This is a genomic window from Lentzea sp. JNUCC 0626 (genome assembly GCF_043632865.1).
Taxonomy (GTDB): Bacteria; Actinomycetota; Actinomycetes; order Mycobacteriales; family Pseudonocardiaceae; genus Lentzea.
This window is the reverse complement of record NZ_CP171635.1, coordinates 8,700,970-8,717,131: the sequence shown is the minus strand read 5'-3', so window position 1 is coordinate 8,717,131 and position 16,162 is coordinate 8,700,970. Positions and strand designations below refer to the sequence as shown.

Genomic DNA, 16,162 nt, shown 5'->3' with positions numbered 1-16,162 from the left:
TGCTGGACCAATGAAGATCCGCTCCGCAGTGGCTGTTTCAGCCGTTTTCCTGCTCGCCGCCTGTGGTGGAGGTGGGCAGATCGGTGACTCGAACTCGGGCAGCGCCGCTGCCAACAAGAAGATGGTGCTGATCCCCGGCATCACCGCGGAACCGTTCTACATCTCGATGCAGTGCGGTTTCGAGGAGGCGGCGAAGGCCGCGGGCTACGAGTTCGACACGCAGGCCCCCGCGAAGTTCGACGCGGCCCAGCAGACCCCGATCGTCACCGGCATCCTCGCCTCGAAGCCAGCGGCGGTGCTGATCGCGCCGACCGACGACAAGGCGATGGCGGGCCCGATGAAGCAGCTCAAGGACGCGGGCATCAAGGTCGTCGAGGTCGACACCAAGCTCCAGGACACCTCGATCGGCGTCTCGTCGATCTCCTCGAACAACGAGCAGGGCGGCAAGCTCGCCGCCGAGACGCTGAACAAGCTCGCGGCCGGCAAGTCCGGTTCGGTGCTGGTGCTCAACACCAAGGCCGGCACGTCCACCACCGACGCGCGCGCCAAGGGCTTCGAGGACGCCATCAAGGCGTTCCCGAACCTCAAGTACATCGGCCAGCAGTACACCGACAACGAGCCCGCCACCGCGGCCTCGAAGGTGACCGCGACCCTGGCCGCGAACCCCGACCTGATCGGCGTGTTCGCGACCAACCTCAACACCGGTGAGGGCGCGGCGACCGGTCTGCGCAACGCGGGCAAGACCGGCACGGTGAACCTGGTCGGCTTCGACGCCTCCCCGAAGCAGGTCGAGGACCTCAAGGCGGGCACCGTGCAGGCCCTGATCGCGCAGGACCCGGCCACGATCGGCAAACAGGGCGTCGAGCAGGCCGTGGCGGCGATCGACGGCAAGGAGAACAAGCGCAACATCGAGACCGACCTCGTCGCCATCACGAAGGACGACGCGGACGCCAACTCGAAGTACTTCTACAAGCAGTCCTGCTGATCCTCAAAGCTGACGACGAAGGGCCGTTCCCGCCTCGGGGACGGCCCTTTCGCTTGTGCACCCCAGGGCTCCACCTACGGGTTCATGACGCATGTCATGGCCGTTTGGCCGCGTTGGGCTAAGACCCAAGTTGTACGAGGCGGTCATCCTTCAGCCGATGTTCAGGTTCCCCGAAACCGATGAGCTATAGGCACATTGGAGGGGGCTCGAATGCAACGAAGGACGATCGCGGCGGCACTCGCCGTCGCGACAGCAACATCTCTGCTCATCGCTCCACAGGCATCAGCGACACAACAGATCCAGTGGCAGCAGTGCTTCGAACCGGGGACGCCAGGACTTCCACCCGGCGGCGAACGCCTGGAGTGCGGCAGCTTCACCGCGCCGATGGACTGGAACAACCCGCGCAACGGCAAGACGATCACCATCGCGGTCAGCCGCCTGAAGCCGAAGAACGGCACGGCGAAGCAGACCATCTTCACCAACCCGGGCGGACCTGGCGCGCCCGGCGTGACGTTGCCGCTGGTCTACCTCGACCGGCCGAAGCTGAGCGACAACGCCGAGATCATCGGCATCGACATCCGCGGCACGGGCGCGAGCAGCAACGTCACCTGCGACGGGTTCGACGCGGAAGGAACGACCGACCCGCGCGACCGCGGCCGGGCGAACCTCGACCTGCTCTACGGCAACATGAAGAAGCAGGCCGAGCTGTGCCAGGCCAAGTCCGGTGAGTTCGGGAAGTTCGTCACGACCGACCAGACCGTCAAGGACCTCGACCTGCTGCGCCAGCTCCTGGGCAAGCGCAAGGTCAGCTGGCTCGGCTACTCGGGCGGCAGCTGGGTCGGCGCCTACTACGCCACCTACTTCCCGAAGACGCTGGACAAGATCGTGCTCGACTCCAACGTCGAGTTCACCGCGCCGTGGCAGGACTCGTTCGACGACTGGGGCATGGGCTTCGAACGCCGCTTCCGCACGGACTTCCTGCCGTGGGTGGCGAAGTACGACAGCACCTACCACCTGGGCAAGACCGCCGAGGAAGTGCGGCAGTCCTACGAACGCGCCCGCGTCAAGCTCAACAAGGAGCCCGTGACGCGGCCGGAGGGCGTTTACAACGGCGTGCAGCTCGACCTGCTGCTGCGCGCGGTCATGTACCGGTCGAAGGACTTCCCGCTGGGCGCGCAGATCTTCGCGGACCTCGCCGGGGCCACCCCCGCGCTGCTGAAGGCGCAGGAAAGCTACCCGGACGCCGCGAACGCCACGGCGTACTCGCTGTTCTGCAACGACACGAAGTTCCGCGGTGGCCGCGAATTCCTCGAACGCGAGTCCGCGACCAACGGCGCGAAGTGGCCGCTCGTCGGCTACTACCAGGTCATGGGGCCGTGCGCGTTCTGGGACCGGCCGAACGTGCACCTCAAGCGCCCCAACGGAATCGGTGCGCCGAAGACGTTGATGGTGCAGTCGGTGCGCGACCCGGCGACGCCGTTCGAAGGCGCACAACGGGCGCACAAGGGCTTCAACAACTCGGTGCTGCTCACCGTTGAGAACGAGGGGGACCACGGCATCTACGGCGTGGGCAGCAACAGCTGCGTCAACGACATCGTCGAGAGCTACTTCATCGACGGCGTCACCCCGGCGAAGGACCTGACGTGCCAGGGGGTTCCGCTCCCGGCGCCCGGTGAGACCTCACCGAGCCCGTTGGAGAACGCACGTCAGCTCGCCACGCACATTCGTCGTTAGAGGGAGGAACGCATGCACCGCACCAAAACGGCGGCGGCACTCGTCGTCGTCACCGCGACATCGCTCCTGATCGCACCACAGGCACAGGCGCAGGTCCCGAACGGCCTGGCGCAGCAGGAAATCAAGTGGCAGCAGTGCTTCCCGACGGGAACGCCGGGTCTGCCACCGGGCTCGGAACGCCTGGAATGCGGCAGTTTCACCGCGCCGATGGACTGGAACAACCCGCGCAACGGCAGGACCATCACCATCGCGGTCAGCCGCACCAGACCGAAGACGGGCACCGCGAAGACCGCCGTCTTCACCAACCCCGGCGGCCCCGGCGGCGAGGGGCGCACGTTGCCGCTGCTCTACCTGAGCCGCCCGAAGCTCAGCGAGAACGCCGAGATCTACGGCATCGACGTGCGCGGCACGGGCGCCAGCAGCAACATCACCTGCGGCAGCTACGACACGCTCGGCTCGACCGACCCGCGCGACCGCAGCAGGGCCAACCTCGACCTGATCTACCAGGGCATGGAGTTGCAGGCGAAGTTCTGCCAGGCCAAGTCCGGTGAGTTCGGGAAGTACGTCACGACCGACCAGACCGTCAAGGACCTCGACCTGCTGCGGCAGGTGATCGGCCGCAAGAAGGTCGACTGGGTCGGCTACTCCGGCGGCAGCTGGATGGGCGCCTACTACGCCACCTACTTCCCGAAGACCCTCGACAAGATCGTGCTCGACTCCAACACGGAGTTCACCGCGCCGTGGCAGACGGTGTTCGGCGACTGGGGCATGGGCTTCGAGCGCCGGTTTCGCGTCGACTTCGCGCCGTGGGTCGCCAAGCACGACGACGTCTACCACCTCGGCAAGACCGGCGAAGAGGTGCGGCAGAGCTACGAACGCACGCGCGCGAAGCTCGCGGAGCAACCCGTCACCCTGCCCGACGGCACGTACAACGCGGTCACGCTGGACCTGGTGCTCGTCCAGGGCCAGTACAGCAAGTACGCGTTCGACAGCACCGCGCGCAAGCTCGCCGAGCTGGCCGGCACGCTGCCGACGCCGTTGACGGCGCAGGCCAGTTTCCCCGACGCTCAGGTCGCCACCCGGAACACCATCGTCTGCAACGACACGAAGTTCCGCGGTGACCGCAAGTTCCTGGAACGCGACGCGGTTGCGGACGGCGCCAAGTGGCCGTTGCTCGGCTACTACCAGGTCGTCGGCCACTGCGCGTTCTGGGACCGCCCGAACGTGAACCTCAAGCACCCCAACGGTAAGGGCGTCGCGCCGACGTTGATGGTGCAGTCCGAACGTGATGCGCCGACGCCGATCGAGGGTGCCCGCAAGGCGCACGCCGGGTTCGCCGGGTCGCGGATGCTGACCGTGAAGGACGAGGGCGACCACGGCATCTACGGCTTCGACAACTCCTGCGTCAACGACGTCGTCGAGCGCTACCTGGTCGACCGCGTGACGCCGTCCGGCGACCTGTCCTGCCCCGGTGTCCCGCTGCCTGAACCGGGTCAGCAGGCGGCCGGTCCGCTGGAGCAGGCCCGCAGGTTCGCGACTCAGTTGGGTTGGTGACAGCACCATGAGGAAGCAACTCGCGGCCGTAGCGGCCGTCACCGTGGCCACGTCGTTGATCGTGGTTCCGCAGGCGTCGGCGAGCACGCCGTTCGCCCGCCAGGAGATCAAGTGGCAGCAGTGCACCGACGAGCCGGGCTTCGAACGGCTGCAGTGCGGCAGCTTCACCGCGCCGATGGACTGGCACAACCCGCGCAACGGCAAGACCATCACGATCGCGGTCAGCCGCACGGTTCCGTTGTCCGGCAAGGCGAAGAGCGCCGTCTTCACCAACCCCGGCGGTCCGGGCGGTGAGGGCCGCATCATGCCGATGGTGTTCCTGGAGCGGCCGAAGCTCAGCGAGAGCGCCGAGATCTACGGCATCGACGTGCGCGGCACGGGCGCGAGCGACAACGTCACGTGCGGCGAGTACCAGCACCGCCTCGCCGCTGACTGGCGCGACCGCAGCAAGGCGAACCTCGACCTGATCTACGGAGGGATGGAGCTCCAGGCGAAGTTCTGCCAGGCCAAGTCGGGTGAGCTCGGCCGGTACATCACCACCGAGCAGACCGTGCGCGACCTGGACCTGCTGCGCCAGATCATCGGCCGGCAGAAGGTGAGCTGGGTCGGCTACTCCGGCGGCAGCTGGATGGGCGCCTACTACGCCACCTACTTCCCGAAGACCCTCGACAAGATCGTGCTCGACTCCAACGCCGAGTTCACCGAGTCGTGGCAGAAGGTCTTCGACAACCTCCCGCCCGGCGCCGAACTCCGGTTCCGCACGGACTTCCTGCCGTGGGTCGCGAAGTACGACAACGTGTTCCACCTCGGCAAGACCGCGGAGGAGGTGCGCCAGACCTACGAACGCACGCGCGCCAGGCTCGCCAAGCAGCCGTACACGCTGCCGGACGGCACGGTCGTCACGTCCGTCGTCCTGGACGCCGTGATCTTCACGGGCCTCTACAAGAAGGACTCGTTCGAGCCGACCGCCCAACTGCTCGGCCTGATCGCCAACCCCGGCGTGCAGGCGCTGGCGGCACCGAAGCAGTACCCGGACCGCGTGATGGGCACGCAGATGTCGATCATCTGCAACGACACCCCGTACCGCGGCGACCGGAAGTCGCTGGAGCGCGAGGGCAACGCGAGCGTCAAGAAGAACTCGCTCGTCGGCGGCTACCAGATCACCGGGCCGTGCGCCTGGTGGGATCGGCCGGACGTGAACCTCAAGCGCCCCAACGGCAAGGGCGTCGACTCGGCGCTGATGGTGCAGTCGGTGCGCGACCCCGCCACGCCGCTCGCGGGCGCGCAACGGGCGCACGCCAAGTTCGCCAACTCCCGCCTGCTGACCGTGCGGGACGAGGGTGACCACGGCATCTACGGGTTCGGCAACGCCTGCGTCAACGACGTGGTCGAGCGGTACCTCGTCGACGGTGTGGTGCCGCGCAAGGACCTGAGCTGCCCGGGCGTTCCGCTGCCGGAACCCGGTCAGCGCACGGGCAACCCGCTGTCCAAGGCACGGGACCTGGCGGTTCAGCTCGGCTGGTGAGGTCAGGTGCCGCGGCGGTCGCACGTCGGCCGCCGCGGCGTCACAACGGACGCGGCTCCGCGCTCGGCGTCCACGAGGTGAGCAGGTGGTCGAGCACCGCGCCGACCACCGGCATGCCCATGCGGGACTGCCGGCCGACCGGCACCCATTCGCGGTTCGCGTCGTAGCGGTCGCAGAGGCGAAGGCGGAGAGACCCCGAGGCCTCCACACGCGCGTCCTCCCGCAGCAGGGCGTACGGGTCGCGCAGGTCCGGACACTGGCGGTTCACCACGGCGAAGTGGCGGAACTCGGCGTCTCCGAACACCCTCCGCGCCAGCACCTCCTCGATCCGATCGGACTCCTCCTCGCTGACTCGGACGAACCGCCCCGGGGTCCTGCCCCTGCCCCAGGAGAGATCCGGCAGGTACGTCAACCACAACCGGTTGCCGTACTGCTGCTCGTGCGCCAGGTCGATCGGGTCGTCGAACGGGTGCTCCCGGTCTTCGACCGCGAAGCGGAGATACGTGTCGCCGTAGCCCTCGATGGCGTGTGCCGTCCGCGAGGTGTTGCGCGGGTTCCACCGCTCGTCGTCCAGCGACGGCGGCGGACCGGTGCGCGCGATCAGCTCCTCCGCCTCGGCGTCGGAGATCCGCGTGTTCAGGAACCACTCGCGGTACCTCTTGTCGGCGCGAACCCAGCCGCGCACGGGGTCGAAGATCGTCTCCCGCGAGTCGTCGACGCGCACGACCGCCAGCGGGCCGACGACCGGGTGGCTGGTGTCCCCGCTCAGAACGACGTGAAATCTCATGCAGTCCCCCAAGACTGGTCGAGACCCCAACACTGTCAGCTCGGCGGCGAGACTTCCAGCACGGCTTTCGCGAACGTCGTGTACCAAGGGCTTTCGGTGAACTTCGGCCCGGTTTCCTCGCCGAGGTAGAGGTCGATGTGCCTCTCCCCGCCGAGACCCGGGGTGAACTCGTCGGTGATCTCCCATGACGAGCCCGCGAGCTTCTGGCAGACGGCGCGGTCCACGTTCCCGCCCTCGGGCGTCTGTCCACACGAGACCAGCTTGATCCGGGAACCCGTCCGCACGCCGTCGGCGGCCGCGGACACGAAGGGCCTGAGCGGCTTGCCGAACGAGTCGCGCGGCTCGGTGTCGAGCCAATAGCCCTTGTCGTAGGACCAGTTGAGGTACCGGCCGTCCGCCGTGCGGCCGGTGCCCTCGTCCTCGACGGCCTTCGAGAACGACTGCGGGAACGTGCCGAGCACGTCGTCGCCGTTCTCGCAGTCGATGACCGGACAGCCCTTCACGACCGCCGACGGTCCACTGTGGAACGTCTCGACGGCCGTGTAGTAGACGGTGACCTCCCAGCCCTCGTCGGTCGAGGGCGGTTCCTCCGGGGAACCGGGCGACGAGCACCCGGCCAGCAGGAGCACCAGCACGGCCAACGCCCAACGCACAACGACCTCCTGGTCGGCCGGGAGACCCCGCAGAGGTCTCCCGGCCTCATTTCAGAATCAGCCGGCCATCAGGGTGCCGACGGACACGAACGTGTAGCCCGCGTTCTTCAGCCCCGAGACGGTCTGCTGGAGGAAGCTCGTACCGAGGTACGGGTGGTAGAAGAAGCTCGCGACACCATCATCGACCACCTTGAGCTGGTTCGCCGTCTTGACCAGGTCGGCCGGCAGGCGAGCCGGGTGGTTGTTGAACGGTTCGGGCTCGACGTTGCCCACCGCCTCGGGCGCCACGACGGAGCCGTAGACGTCGCGGACCAGGTACGGGAAGTACTGGCCGTAGATCTTGTCGTACTGCGGGGTGCCGGTGCCGCACGCGCCGTTCGGGCAGTAGCCGCCGAAGTACAGACCCCGGTCGTAGCGCTTGCCGAAGTTCTGCTGGATGACCTGGTAGTCCACGGCGGACGCGGCGTAGTGCGGCGGTTCGAAGATCGTCGGCTTCGGGAAGCCGGCCAGCGCGAACTGGGTCGTCGCCGAGTTGATCCGGCCCTGCATCCACGCCGCCGAGTCGCCGGGGACCGGGCCGTCGTAGATCACGCTGTCGTTCGCGTCGACGTGAGCCGTGTAGAACTCGAAGTCGTTGCCGCTGCGGCCGTCGTACGGGTTCACGGCCTTGCCGAACTGGTGCGTGTAGCCGTGCATCAGGATCGTGCCGCCGCGCTGGGTCATGTAGCGCAACGCGTTCACGACCTGCGGGCGTTGCGAGAGGTTCGCCGCCTCCGCGACGCCGTTGTTGTCGGCGCCCAGCGGGTTCTCGTAGCGCGGGTAGACCGCGATGCTGAACGGGACGCGTTGCGCGTACAGGTAGTCCGCGACGGCGCGCAGCTCGGCCGGATCGGCGTCGGGACCGACGTCCTCGATGCGCACCAGGGCGCGCTTGCGGTCCACCATCGTCGGGTTCGAGATCTTGCTGATCAGGTCCGCCGCGGCCAGGTAGCGGTCGCCGTGGTCGACGTAGCTGAACGGGATCTCGCCGATGTAGGTGAGGTTCTTCGCCTTGGTGGCCCAGTTGATCGGGCCGGCGGCCGACCCGTTCGCGATCGCCGGCGCCGACGCGATGGCCGGGTTGGTGATCGAGGTGAGCATCAGGCCGGACGGCGTCGCGAGCGGGTTGCGGCCGAGGTCGGTGTTCTCGTACCGGACCGTGGTCGCGTTGCCGAAGTCGTACTGGACCCAGTTCCAGCCGTAGGTGGTGGCGAAGCTGGGCGCGCGGGCCGTGAGCTGCCAGATGTTGTGCGCCATCCACAGCACCGGCTTGTTGCCCGCGAGCACGTCGTCGAGGAACGCGACGGGGATCGGCTCGTCGTAGGTCGAGCCGATGTAGATCACGCCGGTGTAGGCCGACATCTCACCGGCCACATAGGACCCGACGGGGTGCATGACGTACGGGCTGCCGTGCGAGACGAGGTTGCCCGTCTGCACCGCGTACGCCTCGCCGAGCCAGGCCCACGGACCGGTGTTGTCGTAGAGCACCAACGTCTTCTGCGTCGACTTCGCACCGGGCGCGCCGCCGCCGTTCGTGCCGGTGGCCGCCGCCTTCGCCTGCGTGCCGACCGCCGACGACACCGCGGTCGGCTGCGTCGTGCGCTTGGCGATGCGCGGACTGGTCGTCGCGGGCTTGGCAGGCGGCTTCGGCGGTGCCGGCAACGCCTTCTCGACGAGCTCGCCGACCGGGTCGAGGTTGATCGAGATGGGCGCCGCGTAGGCGGGCGCCGGGATCATCGCGACCGCGAGCGCCACTCCCGCCGCGGCCTGGAAGAGTCGGCTTCTCATGCCACATCCATTTCTCCGGACACGCGCACGGTGGCGCTGCCCGCGTAAGGAGCGAACTCAACGGGTCGCTGCTGTTGCAGGCCCAGCAGCCAGGCCAACGCCTGTTCGGTCCGCACGGAGGCGAGCCCGTCGCCGAAGGGGTTGCCGTCGGCGGTCATGGCCTCGCGCGCGGCGGGGCTGTCGAGGAGCTGGAGGGTGAGCGACGTGATGCGCTCGCGGTCGGTGCCGACGAGGACGGCACAACCCGAGTTCACGGCCTCCATGCGTTCGGTCACGTCCCGCAGCACCAGCGCCGGGACGCCGAACGACGGCGCCTCCTCCTGGATGCCGCCCGAGTCGGACAGCACCAGCGTGCACTGCGCGAGCAGCCGCGCGAGCTGCGCGTACGGCAGCGGGTCGGTGATCAGCACTCGTTCCACGCCACCGAGGACGTCCAGCACCTGCCGTCGCACGGCGGGGTTCGGGTGCGCGGGCAGCACGACCTCGACGTCGGGCCTCGACGCGACGATGTCCGCGACGGCGTGCAGCACGTGGTCGAGCGGCTCGCCCCACGACTCGCGCCGGTGCGCGGTGACGAGCACCAGCCGCGACTGCCCGTGGTGCACCCGGTTCTCGATCTCCTGCAACCGGGAGTCGCCGTAGGGCGCGCGGCGGGCGGCGACGTCCAGCACGGCGTCCACCACGGTGTTGCCGATCGTCAGGACGTTGTTGCCCTGCAACGACTCCGCGGCGAGGTGCGCGGCGGAGTCCGCGGTCGGGGTGAGGTGCAGCGACGCGAGCTGGCCGACCATCTTGCGGTTCCCCTCCTCGGGGAACGGCGAGGTGAGGTCGTGCGAGCGCAGCCCGGCCTCCAGGTGCACGACGGGAATCTGCTTCCAGAACGCGGCGAGCGCGCCGGCGAGCGTCGTCGTCGTGTCGCCCTGGACGAGCACGGCGCCGGGCACGCGTTCGGTGAGCAGCCGGTCGAGCTCCTCGATCAGCTGGCTCGTCAGCTCGGCCTGCCCGCCGGACACGCGGTTCAGCTTGAGTCTGACGTCCGCCGCGAAGCCGAACGACTCCAGCGCCTGGTCGACCATTTCGGGGTGCTGGCCCGAGTTCACCAGCACGGGACGAATGCGACCGCCCGCGAACATCGCGGCGGCCACGGGGGCCATCTTCACAGCTTCCGGGCGCGTTCCCGCAACCAGGAAAACCTCCGGAACCTCGTCCACGCAGAACTGCCGAGGGCCGGGCACCAGGGCACTTGGTCCCATCTTTTACCTCTTTGGGCTCTTCCAGGCACGCGCGGCGAACGTGCGCCAACACCGCAGCGGTTGATCTCCGCTGACAATCAATTGGTACCCGCCTCGCTGGGGTACCGCCATATCGGTGATCACAATGCGAGCCTTGTGTAACGAAGGTCTATTCGTGCCCGATATGGCCGTTGACGCTCTGCTCAGCTAGCCCTAGTCTCGCCTCGAACACCAGCTCCCGGCCCTGCTGTCTGGTATCTCGCACCAGCCCAGCGCTTCGTTACCAGGAGCCGAAATGAGTCAACTTCACACTTCATTCCCTGTTGTTGCCCCTGCAAGCGCTTTTGTAGACAGGTTTGTCTCATGACAGACACCACACAATTCGCGACGTTCATGCTCGTCCTGCTCGTGTTTTGGCCCAGTTACAACCTGGTGCTCGCGGTGTTCGTCTGGTGGCGCCCGAAACCGGGCGGACCGGAGGTTCCCTCACGGCATCCGCTGGAGTACTGGATCATCATTCCGGCATTGAACGAAGAACGTGTCGTAGCTAACACGGTGCGCTCCGCACTCGCATTGGACGGCGCGCGCACTCCCGTTCAGGTCGTCGTTGTCGACGACGGTTCCGACGACGGCACACCCCAGGTGCTGGCCGAGATCGACGATCATCGGCTGCACGTACTGCGGCGCACCCTGCCTGAGGCTCGCCAGGGCAAGGGCGAGGCGTTGAACCACGCGTTCGCCTACATCCGCGGGCTGGCCGAGGAGGCCGGCACGGTCCACCGCACGATCATCGGCGTCATCGACGGTGACGGGCGCGGTGAGCCCGGGATGCTGTCGGAGATCAGCGCGTACTTCGGCGCGCGGGTCGTCGGTGCCGTGCAGTGCCGGGTTCGGATCCACAACCGGACGAACCTGTTGGCGTTCTTGCAGGACCTGGAGTTCAGCTGTGTGGTCGACGCTTCGCAGTCGTTGCGTGATGTCGTCGGGACCGTGGGGCTTGGTGGGAACGGGCAGTTCGTGCGGTTGAAGACGTTGATGGATCTCGGGGATGCGCCCTGGTCCGCCTGTCTCGTCGAGGATCTTGAGCTCGGGTTGCGGGTGCACCTCGACGGGCAGCGGATTCGGTATGCGACGCACGCGACGATCACTCAGCAGGGGCTGGTCGACGTGAAACGTCTACTGCGCCAGCGAACCCGATGGGGCCAGGGCAACTTGCAGTGCCTGAGGTACGTGCCTCGGTTGATCCGGGCCAAGCACGTCGGGTCGGTGGCGTTGCTGGAGTTCCTGCAGTACTTGCTGACGCCTTGGCTGGTGGCGCCGATGACGCTGCTGGTCACCTTGTTGGTGGGGATCAACTTCTACGCCCAGTTCACCGGGCACGGGATCGCCGGGTTCACCGCCAACGGCGGGAACACCTTGCTGGCGCTGGGGATCTGGCTCGTGGCCCTGGTGCTGCCCGGCCTGATCTGGGGAGTGGTGCACCGGCTCAAGCACGGCGACGAACCGTTGTGGCGGTGTTTGCTGGTGGGGCTGACCTATCCGTTCTTCCTGATCCTTGGGTCCGTGTCCACGTTGCGGGCGTTGTACCGGCACTTTGCCGGGCGGAACACCTGGGCCAAGACGGAACGGTTGGCGGAGAAGGAAGTTCCGGTGGTTGGCGGACCGGCGGTGGCTGCGCCGGTGCCGGTTCCGAAGATCGCTTGAGTTCCAGCGGGGTTGGTTGCGTTCTGTTGGTTGGGCTGCGGTTGCGAGGGTGCTCGCGTAGGTCGTGACGGATGAAGTGGGTTGCGATTGGGGCTTGACCTTGAGCCTCTAGCTGGATGCATTCGCGTAGCAGCCCGTTCGGGCTCGCCTTCGGCTTCGCCACGCCAGGACTCGTAGGTGGTGGGCTTGCGTTGGTGGCCGCCGGTTGCGTGCTCGCGCCGGGCTTGGGCGGTGGTCGCCTTGCGTTGGCGAGTGCGGTTGCGTGCCGCGACTGCGGTTGCTTTCTTGGTGCTAGAAGGTGCCTGGGTGGGTGCGCCTGCGCCTTGCCGCGTAGACACCTGCCTCGGTGCGGCGGTCGAAGCCGAGCTTGTGCAGGAGCGAGGACACGTAGTTCTTGACGGTTTTTTCGGCCAGGAACAGGCGGTTCGCGATCTGGCGGTTGGTCATGCCCTCGGCGATCAGGTCGAGGATGCGGCGTTCCTGCGGGCTCAGGGCCGCGTAGCGCGGGTCTTCCTCGGGGCCGCCCCTCAGGCGTTGCAGGACGGTGGCCGTTACCCCGGCGTGCAGGAGTGAGCCGCCTGAGGCGAGGGTGCGGACTGCGGCCACCAGGTCGTTGCCGGAGACCTCTTTCAGCATGTAGCCAGAGGCACCCGCCATGATGGCGCCGAAGAGGGCTTCATCGTCCGAATAGGACGTGAGCATGAGGCAGGCGGGTGGTGGTTGGACCAGGCTGCGGATCTCTCGGCACACCGTGACGCCGTCGCCGTCCGGGAGGCGGACGTCGATGATCGCCACGTCGGGTTTCAGGCGTGGGGCTTGGGCTATGGCGGCGGCCGCGCTGTCTGCTTGGCCCACCACCTCTACGTCTTCTGCCTGTGCGAGTAGTTGGACCAGGCCTCGTCGCACTATTTCGTGGTCGTCCACCAAGAGCACCGCTATCGCCATCTCGCCTCCTGCAGCACCAGTGGGACGAACCAGGTGACGCTCACCCCCGCGCCGGGGATGGAGTCCACCGCGCAGTCGCCGTGGTGGCGGCGTGCTCGCGCCGCCATGTTGGCCAAGCCGCCCGCGTGGTGGGGTTGGGCGGTGGAATCGTCAGACAACGGCAAGCCTCGGCCGTCGTCTTTGACCAGCAGTTCGAGGCTTGAGACGGTGCGGTCGACGGTGACGGCCACGGCCACGTGGTTGGCTCTGGCGTGGCGGACCACGTTGGTGAGCGCTTCGCGGAGGGTGGCCAGGAGGTCTGGTCTGACCTGGTCCGGGACCACTGTGTCGAGGGGGCCTTCCAGGGAGACGTCCGGCTCGAAGCCGAGCAGGCGGGCTGAGTCGTGGACGGCGTTGAGGAGTTGGCCTCGGAGGCTCGTGCTGCCTGTCGGGGGCTCTTGCAGGGAGAAGATGGTGCGGCGGATCTCTCGGATCGTGTGGTCCACCTCCTCCACGAAACCGCTGATCCGTTCTACTACCTGGGGTCTGCCGCTGCTCATGCCGGTGAGGCCCTGGAGGCCCAGGCCGAGGCCGAAGAGGCGTTGGATCACCAGGTCGTGCAGGTCTCTGGCGATGCGGTCGCGGTCTTCCAGGACGGCCAGGCGTTCGGTGTCGCCTCTTGCCCTGGTGAATTCGAGGGCCAGGGCGGCTTGGGCGGCGAAGGTTTCGATGAGGTCCGGGTCGTCGAAGCTCGGTTCGTCCGGCAGGCGGGTTACGAGGAGGACGGCGATGGTGCGGTCGCCCACCTTCATCGGCACTACGGCGCACGGGCCCGGGACTTCGGGGAGGGTGCCCTCGTCGTGGCACTCGCCCATGCCCGACTCGTAGACGCGGTAGGTGGAGGTGCCCTCCTTGGGCACACGCATGCCCTCGGCGTCGTAGGTGCCGCCTACGGTTACTTCGATGACCAGGTCGCCGTTGTGGTCGGGCAGCACTAGCGCCGCGAAGTCTGCTCGTGCTGTTCTGCGTGCGGCTTTCACCACGCGGTAGAGGGCGTCACGGCCGTTGGTGCCCAACAGGAGGTCGGTGGTCACTTCTGCTGCGGCGCGGAGCCAGACTTCGCGTTTGCGGGACTGTTCGTAGCGGTCGAGGTGGCCCACGGCGCTGCCCGCCGCGGTGGCGAGTGCGTGCAGGACGTCGCGGTCCTTGCTGGTGAACTCGGCTTTGCCGCTCAGGAAGAGGTTGCCGAACGTCTCGTCGTGGACCTTGATCGGTGCGCCGAGGAAGTCGGCGGCGGTGATCGAGCGCGGGTCGCCCGAGGTGATCTGGACCTGGCCGTCGTGGCGGGCGGTGAACTCGGTGAGTTCGCGGTGGCCGTTGATCACCGATAACGCGCCGTAGGGGGCGTCGACGAGTTCGCAGGCCGATTCGACGACGTGGCGGAGCAGTTCGGGAAGCGTGTCGTCCTCGGCGAAGGACAGCACGACGTCCAGAACCCGCTGTTCTGTGCTCACGTTGCCGCCCACGGCCTTCACCCCTTTGGGGGTTAGAAGTGACACCGCACGAACGACTGAGGGTAACTCCCCTGAGTAGTCAAGGGGGAGACCATCACTGCAAACAGTGAACTTTGGGACTACTGAGAGTAGAGGGGCGTCTTGAATGGCGGATCGTCACGCTCAGTGCAGGCCGACCGTGAAGCCCTCGTCGATCACGCCGCGGTAGATCTGCGGGGCGAACGTCCGCAGGCCCTGGTCGATCGGCGCGATGAAGCCCGCCGAGTCGCCGAGCGGCAGCCGGTAGCCGTTCTGCACGCGGTGGAACTCCCACATGGGCTCCATCGTCGGGTGCGCCGGGCGGAACTGCTGCGGGTCGCGCGGGTGCAGGTCGACGCGGACCAGCGTGCGGCGCACCAGGGCGTCCGCGAGCTGCACGGCGCGTTCCTGCGTGCGGGAGATCGAGATCGCGCCCAGGTCCTGCCAGGCCACCGCCCACGGATTGCCCTGCGGGTCGTCCAGGCGGATGCCCTGCTGCTCGATGATCAGCTTGCGCGGGCGGGAGATGGTCTTCCACTTCACCACGGCCATCACGCCGATGAAGGTGAACGCGATGCCGATGACGGCCGCGATGCTGCCGCCGACGGGCTCGCCGTCGACGAACGCCGTGACGGCGCCGACCAGGGCGAGGATGCCGAGGATTCCGGCGACCGAGCCGCCGATCAGGACTTTGCGGGTGTCGCTCTTGCCGAGGTCGAGGATGACGGGCGGAGGCGGTCCCCAAGCGGTCATGGCCGCAGGTTACCGCTGATCAACTGCTCGGCCGCGGTGAACGGGTCGAGTTCACCCGCGACGACGCGCTTCGCGAGCTCGTCCGTTCCGCCGAACCGGGTGCGGACCCGTTCGACCGCGATCGCCTCGATCTCGGCCCCCGCACGGCGCAGGCGGCGCTCATGGAGTTCGCCGTGCTCGGCCATCCACGCGTGGTGCTCGCCGATCGCCTCGACGACCGCGTCGAGGCCCTCGTTGCGCGCGGCCACGGTCTTCACGACGGGTGGGCGCCACAGCGGACCTTCGCGGTCGCGGCGGCCCAGGGAGATCATGTACTTGAGGTCGCGGGCGGTCTGGTCGGCGCCGTCGCGGTCGGCCTTGTTGACCACGAACACGTCGGCGATCTCCAGGATGCCGGCCTTCGCGGCCTGGATGCCGTCGCCCATGCCCGGCGCGAGCAGCACGATCGTCGTGTCGGCGAGCGCCACGATCTCGACCTCGGACTGGCCGACGCCGACGGTTTCCACGAGGACGACGTCGAAACCGGCCGCGTCCAGCACCCGCAACGCCTGCGGGGTGGCCCACGAGAGACCGCCCAGGTGGCCGCGGGTGGCCATCGAGCGGATGAAGACGCCGGCGTCCGTCGCGTGGTCGCCCATCCTCACGCGGTCGCCGAGCAGGGCGCCACCGGAGAACGGGCTGGACGGGTCCACGGCGATGACCGCGACCTTCTTGCCCTGGTCGCGGAAGGCCCGCACGAGGGCGTTGGTGGAGGTCGACTTGCCGACGCCCGGGGCCCCGGTCAGGCCGATGACCTGCGCCTTGCCGGTGTGCGGCGCGAGCGCGGCGGCCACCTCGGGCAGCGCCTCGCTCGCCTGTTCCACCAGGGAGATCAGCCTGGCGACCGCGCGCGGCTCGCCGTCACGCGCGCGGTCGACCAGTCCTTCTACGTCAACGGCTTTGGCCACAGCCA

General features: G+C 67.9%; 13 protein-coding genes. 5 read left to right on the top strand and 8 right to left on the bottom strand.

Annotated features, from left to right (window positions below; all coding sequences use genetic code 11):
* Positions 1–10 precede the first annotated feature (10 nt).
* From JNUCC0626_RS40810 to JNUCC0626_RS40795, 4 genes are all read left to right on the top strand, one after another.
* Entirely contained in the window at positions 11–985 is a 975-nt protein-coding gene (locus JNUCC0626_RS40810) for an ABC transporter substrate-binding protein (RefSeq protein WP_382444071.1), read from the top strand.
* A gap of 210 nt (positions 986–1,195) precedes the next feature.
* Positions 1,196–2,719 (top strand): alpha/beta fold hydrolase, encoded by a 1,524-nt coding sequence (locus tag JNUCC0626_RS40805; protein WP_394615993.1) that lies wholly within the window; start codon positions 1,196–1,198, stop codon positions 2,717–2,719.
* Between the two features lie 12 nt (positions 2,720–2,731).
* Positions 2,732–4,273, top strand: coding sequence for an alpha/beta hydrolase (locus tag JNUCC0626_RS40800; protein ID WP_394615992.1), 1,542 nt, complete (start codon positions 2,732–2,734; stop codon positions 4,271–4,273).
* Positions 4,274–4,280: 7 nt separating this feature from the next.
* Positions 4,281–5,798: an alpha/beta hydrolase gene (locus tag JNUCC0626_RS40795; protein WP_394615991.1), complete on the top strand. Its 1,518-nt coding sequence runs from the start codon at positions 4,281–4,283 to the stop codon at positions 5,796–5,798.
* A gap of 40 nt (positions 5,799–5,838) precedes the next feature.
* On the opposite strand, the gene JNUCC0626_RS40790 is transcribed toward JNUCC0626_RS40795, so the two are convergent.
* Genes JNUCC0626_RS40790 through wecB form a run of 4 tightly spaced genes read right to left on the bottom strand, consistent with a single transcriptional unit; the run spans position 5,839 to position 10,318 of the window.
* On the bottom strand, positions 5,839–6,585 hold the full coding sequence (locus JNUCC0626_RS40790) for a hypothetical protein (RefSeq protein ID WP_394615990.1): 747 nt from the start codon (positions 6,583–6,585) through the stop codon (positions 5,839–5,841).
* Positions 6,586–6,620: 35 nt separating this feature from the next.
* Positions 6,621–7,238 (bottom strand): hypothetical protein, encoded by a 618-nt coding sequence (locus JNUCC0626_RS40785; RefSeq protein WP_394615989.1) that lies wholly within the window; start codon positions 7,236–7,238, stop codon positions 6,621–6,623.
* Positions 7,239–7,295: 57 nt separating this feature from the next.
* Positions 7,296–9,065, bottom strand: a complete 1,770-nt coding sequence (locus tag JNUCC0626_RS40780; protein WP_394615988.1) for a DUF2334 domain-containing protein — start codon at positions 9,063–9,065, stop codon at positions 7,296–7,298.
* Positions 9,062–10,318 (bottom strand): non-hydrolyzing UDP-N-acetylglucosamine 2-epimerase, encoded by a 1,257-nt coding sequence (gene wecB, locus JNUCC0626_RS40775; protein ID WP_394615987.1) that lies wholly within the window; start codon positions 10,316–10,318, stop codon positions 9,062–9,064. The genes JNUCC0626_RS40780 and wecB overlap by 4 nt, the downstream gene beginning before the upstream one ends.
* A gap of 342 nt (positions 10,319–10,660) precedes the next feature.
* Between wecB and JNUCC0626_RS40770 the strand changes: the two genes are divergently transcribed.
* A complete protein-coding gene (locus tag JNUCC0626_RS40770) occupies positions 10,661–12,001 on the top strand; it encodes a glycosyltransferase family 2 protein (protein WP_394615986.1) in 1,341 nt (446 codons plus the stop codon).
* Between the two features lie 291 nt (positions 12,002–12,292).
* On the opposite strand, the gene JNUCC0626_RS40765 is transcribed toward JNUCC0626_RS40770, so the two are convergent.
* The 4 genes from JNUCC0626_RS40765 to meaB form a co-directional block, all read right to left on the bottom strand.
* Positions 12,293–12,946 (bottom strand): response regulator, encoded by a 654-nt coding sequence (locus JNUCC0626_RS40765; protein WP_382444984.1) that lies wholly within the window; start codon positions 12,944–12,946, stop codon positions 12,293–12,295.
* A complete protein-coding gene (locus JNUCC0626_RS40760) occupies positions 12,937–14,451 on the bottom strand; it encodes a GAF domain-containing sensor histidine kinase (RefSeq protein ID WP_394615985.1) in 1,515 nt (504 codons plus the stop codon). The genes JNUCC0626_RS40765 and JNUCC0626_RS40760 overlap by 10 nt, the downstream gene beginning before the upstream one ends.
* A gap of 150 nt (positions 14,452–14,601) precedes the next feature.
* Positions 14,602–15,210, bottom strand: coding sequence for a hypothetical protein (locus JNUCC0626_RS40755; protein ID WP_394615984.1), 609 nt, complete (start codon positions 15,208–15,210; stop codon positions 14,602–14,604).
* The gene (meaB, locus tag JNUCC0626_RS40750; protein WP_394615983.1) at positions 15,207–16,157 is read right to left on the bottom strand and encodes a methylmalonyl Co-A mutase-associated GTPase MeaB; all 951 of its coding nucleotides are present in this window, start codon (positions 16,155–16,157) and stop codon (positions 15,207–15,209) included. The genes JNUCC0626_RS40755 and meaB overlap by 4 nt, the downstream gene beginning before the upstream one ends.
* Between the last annotated feature and the right edge of the window lie 5 nt (positions 16,158–16,162).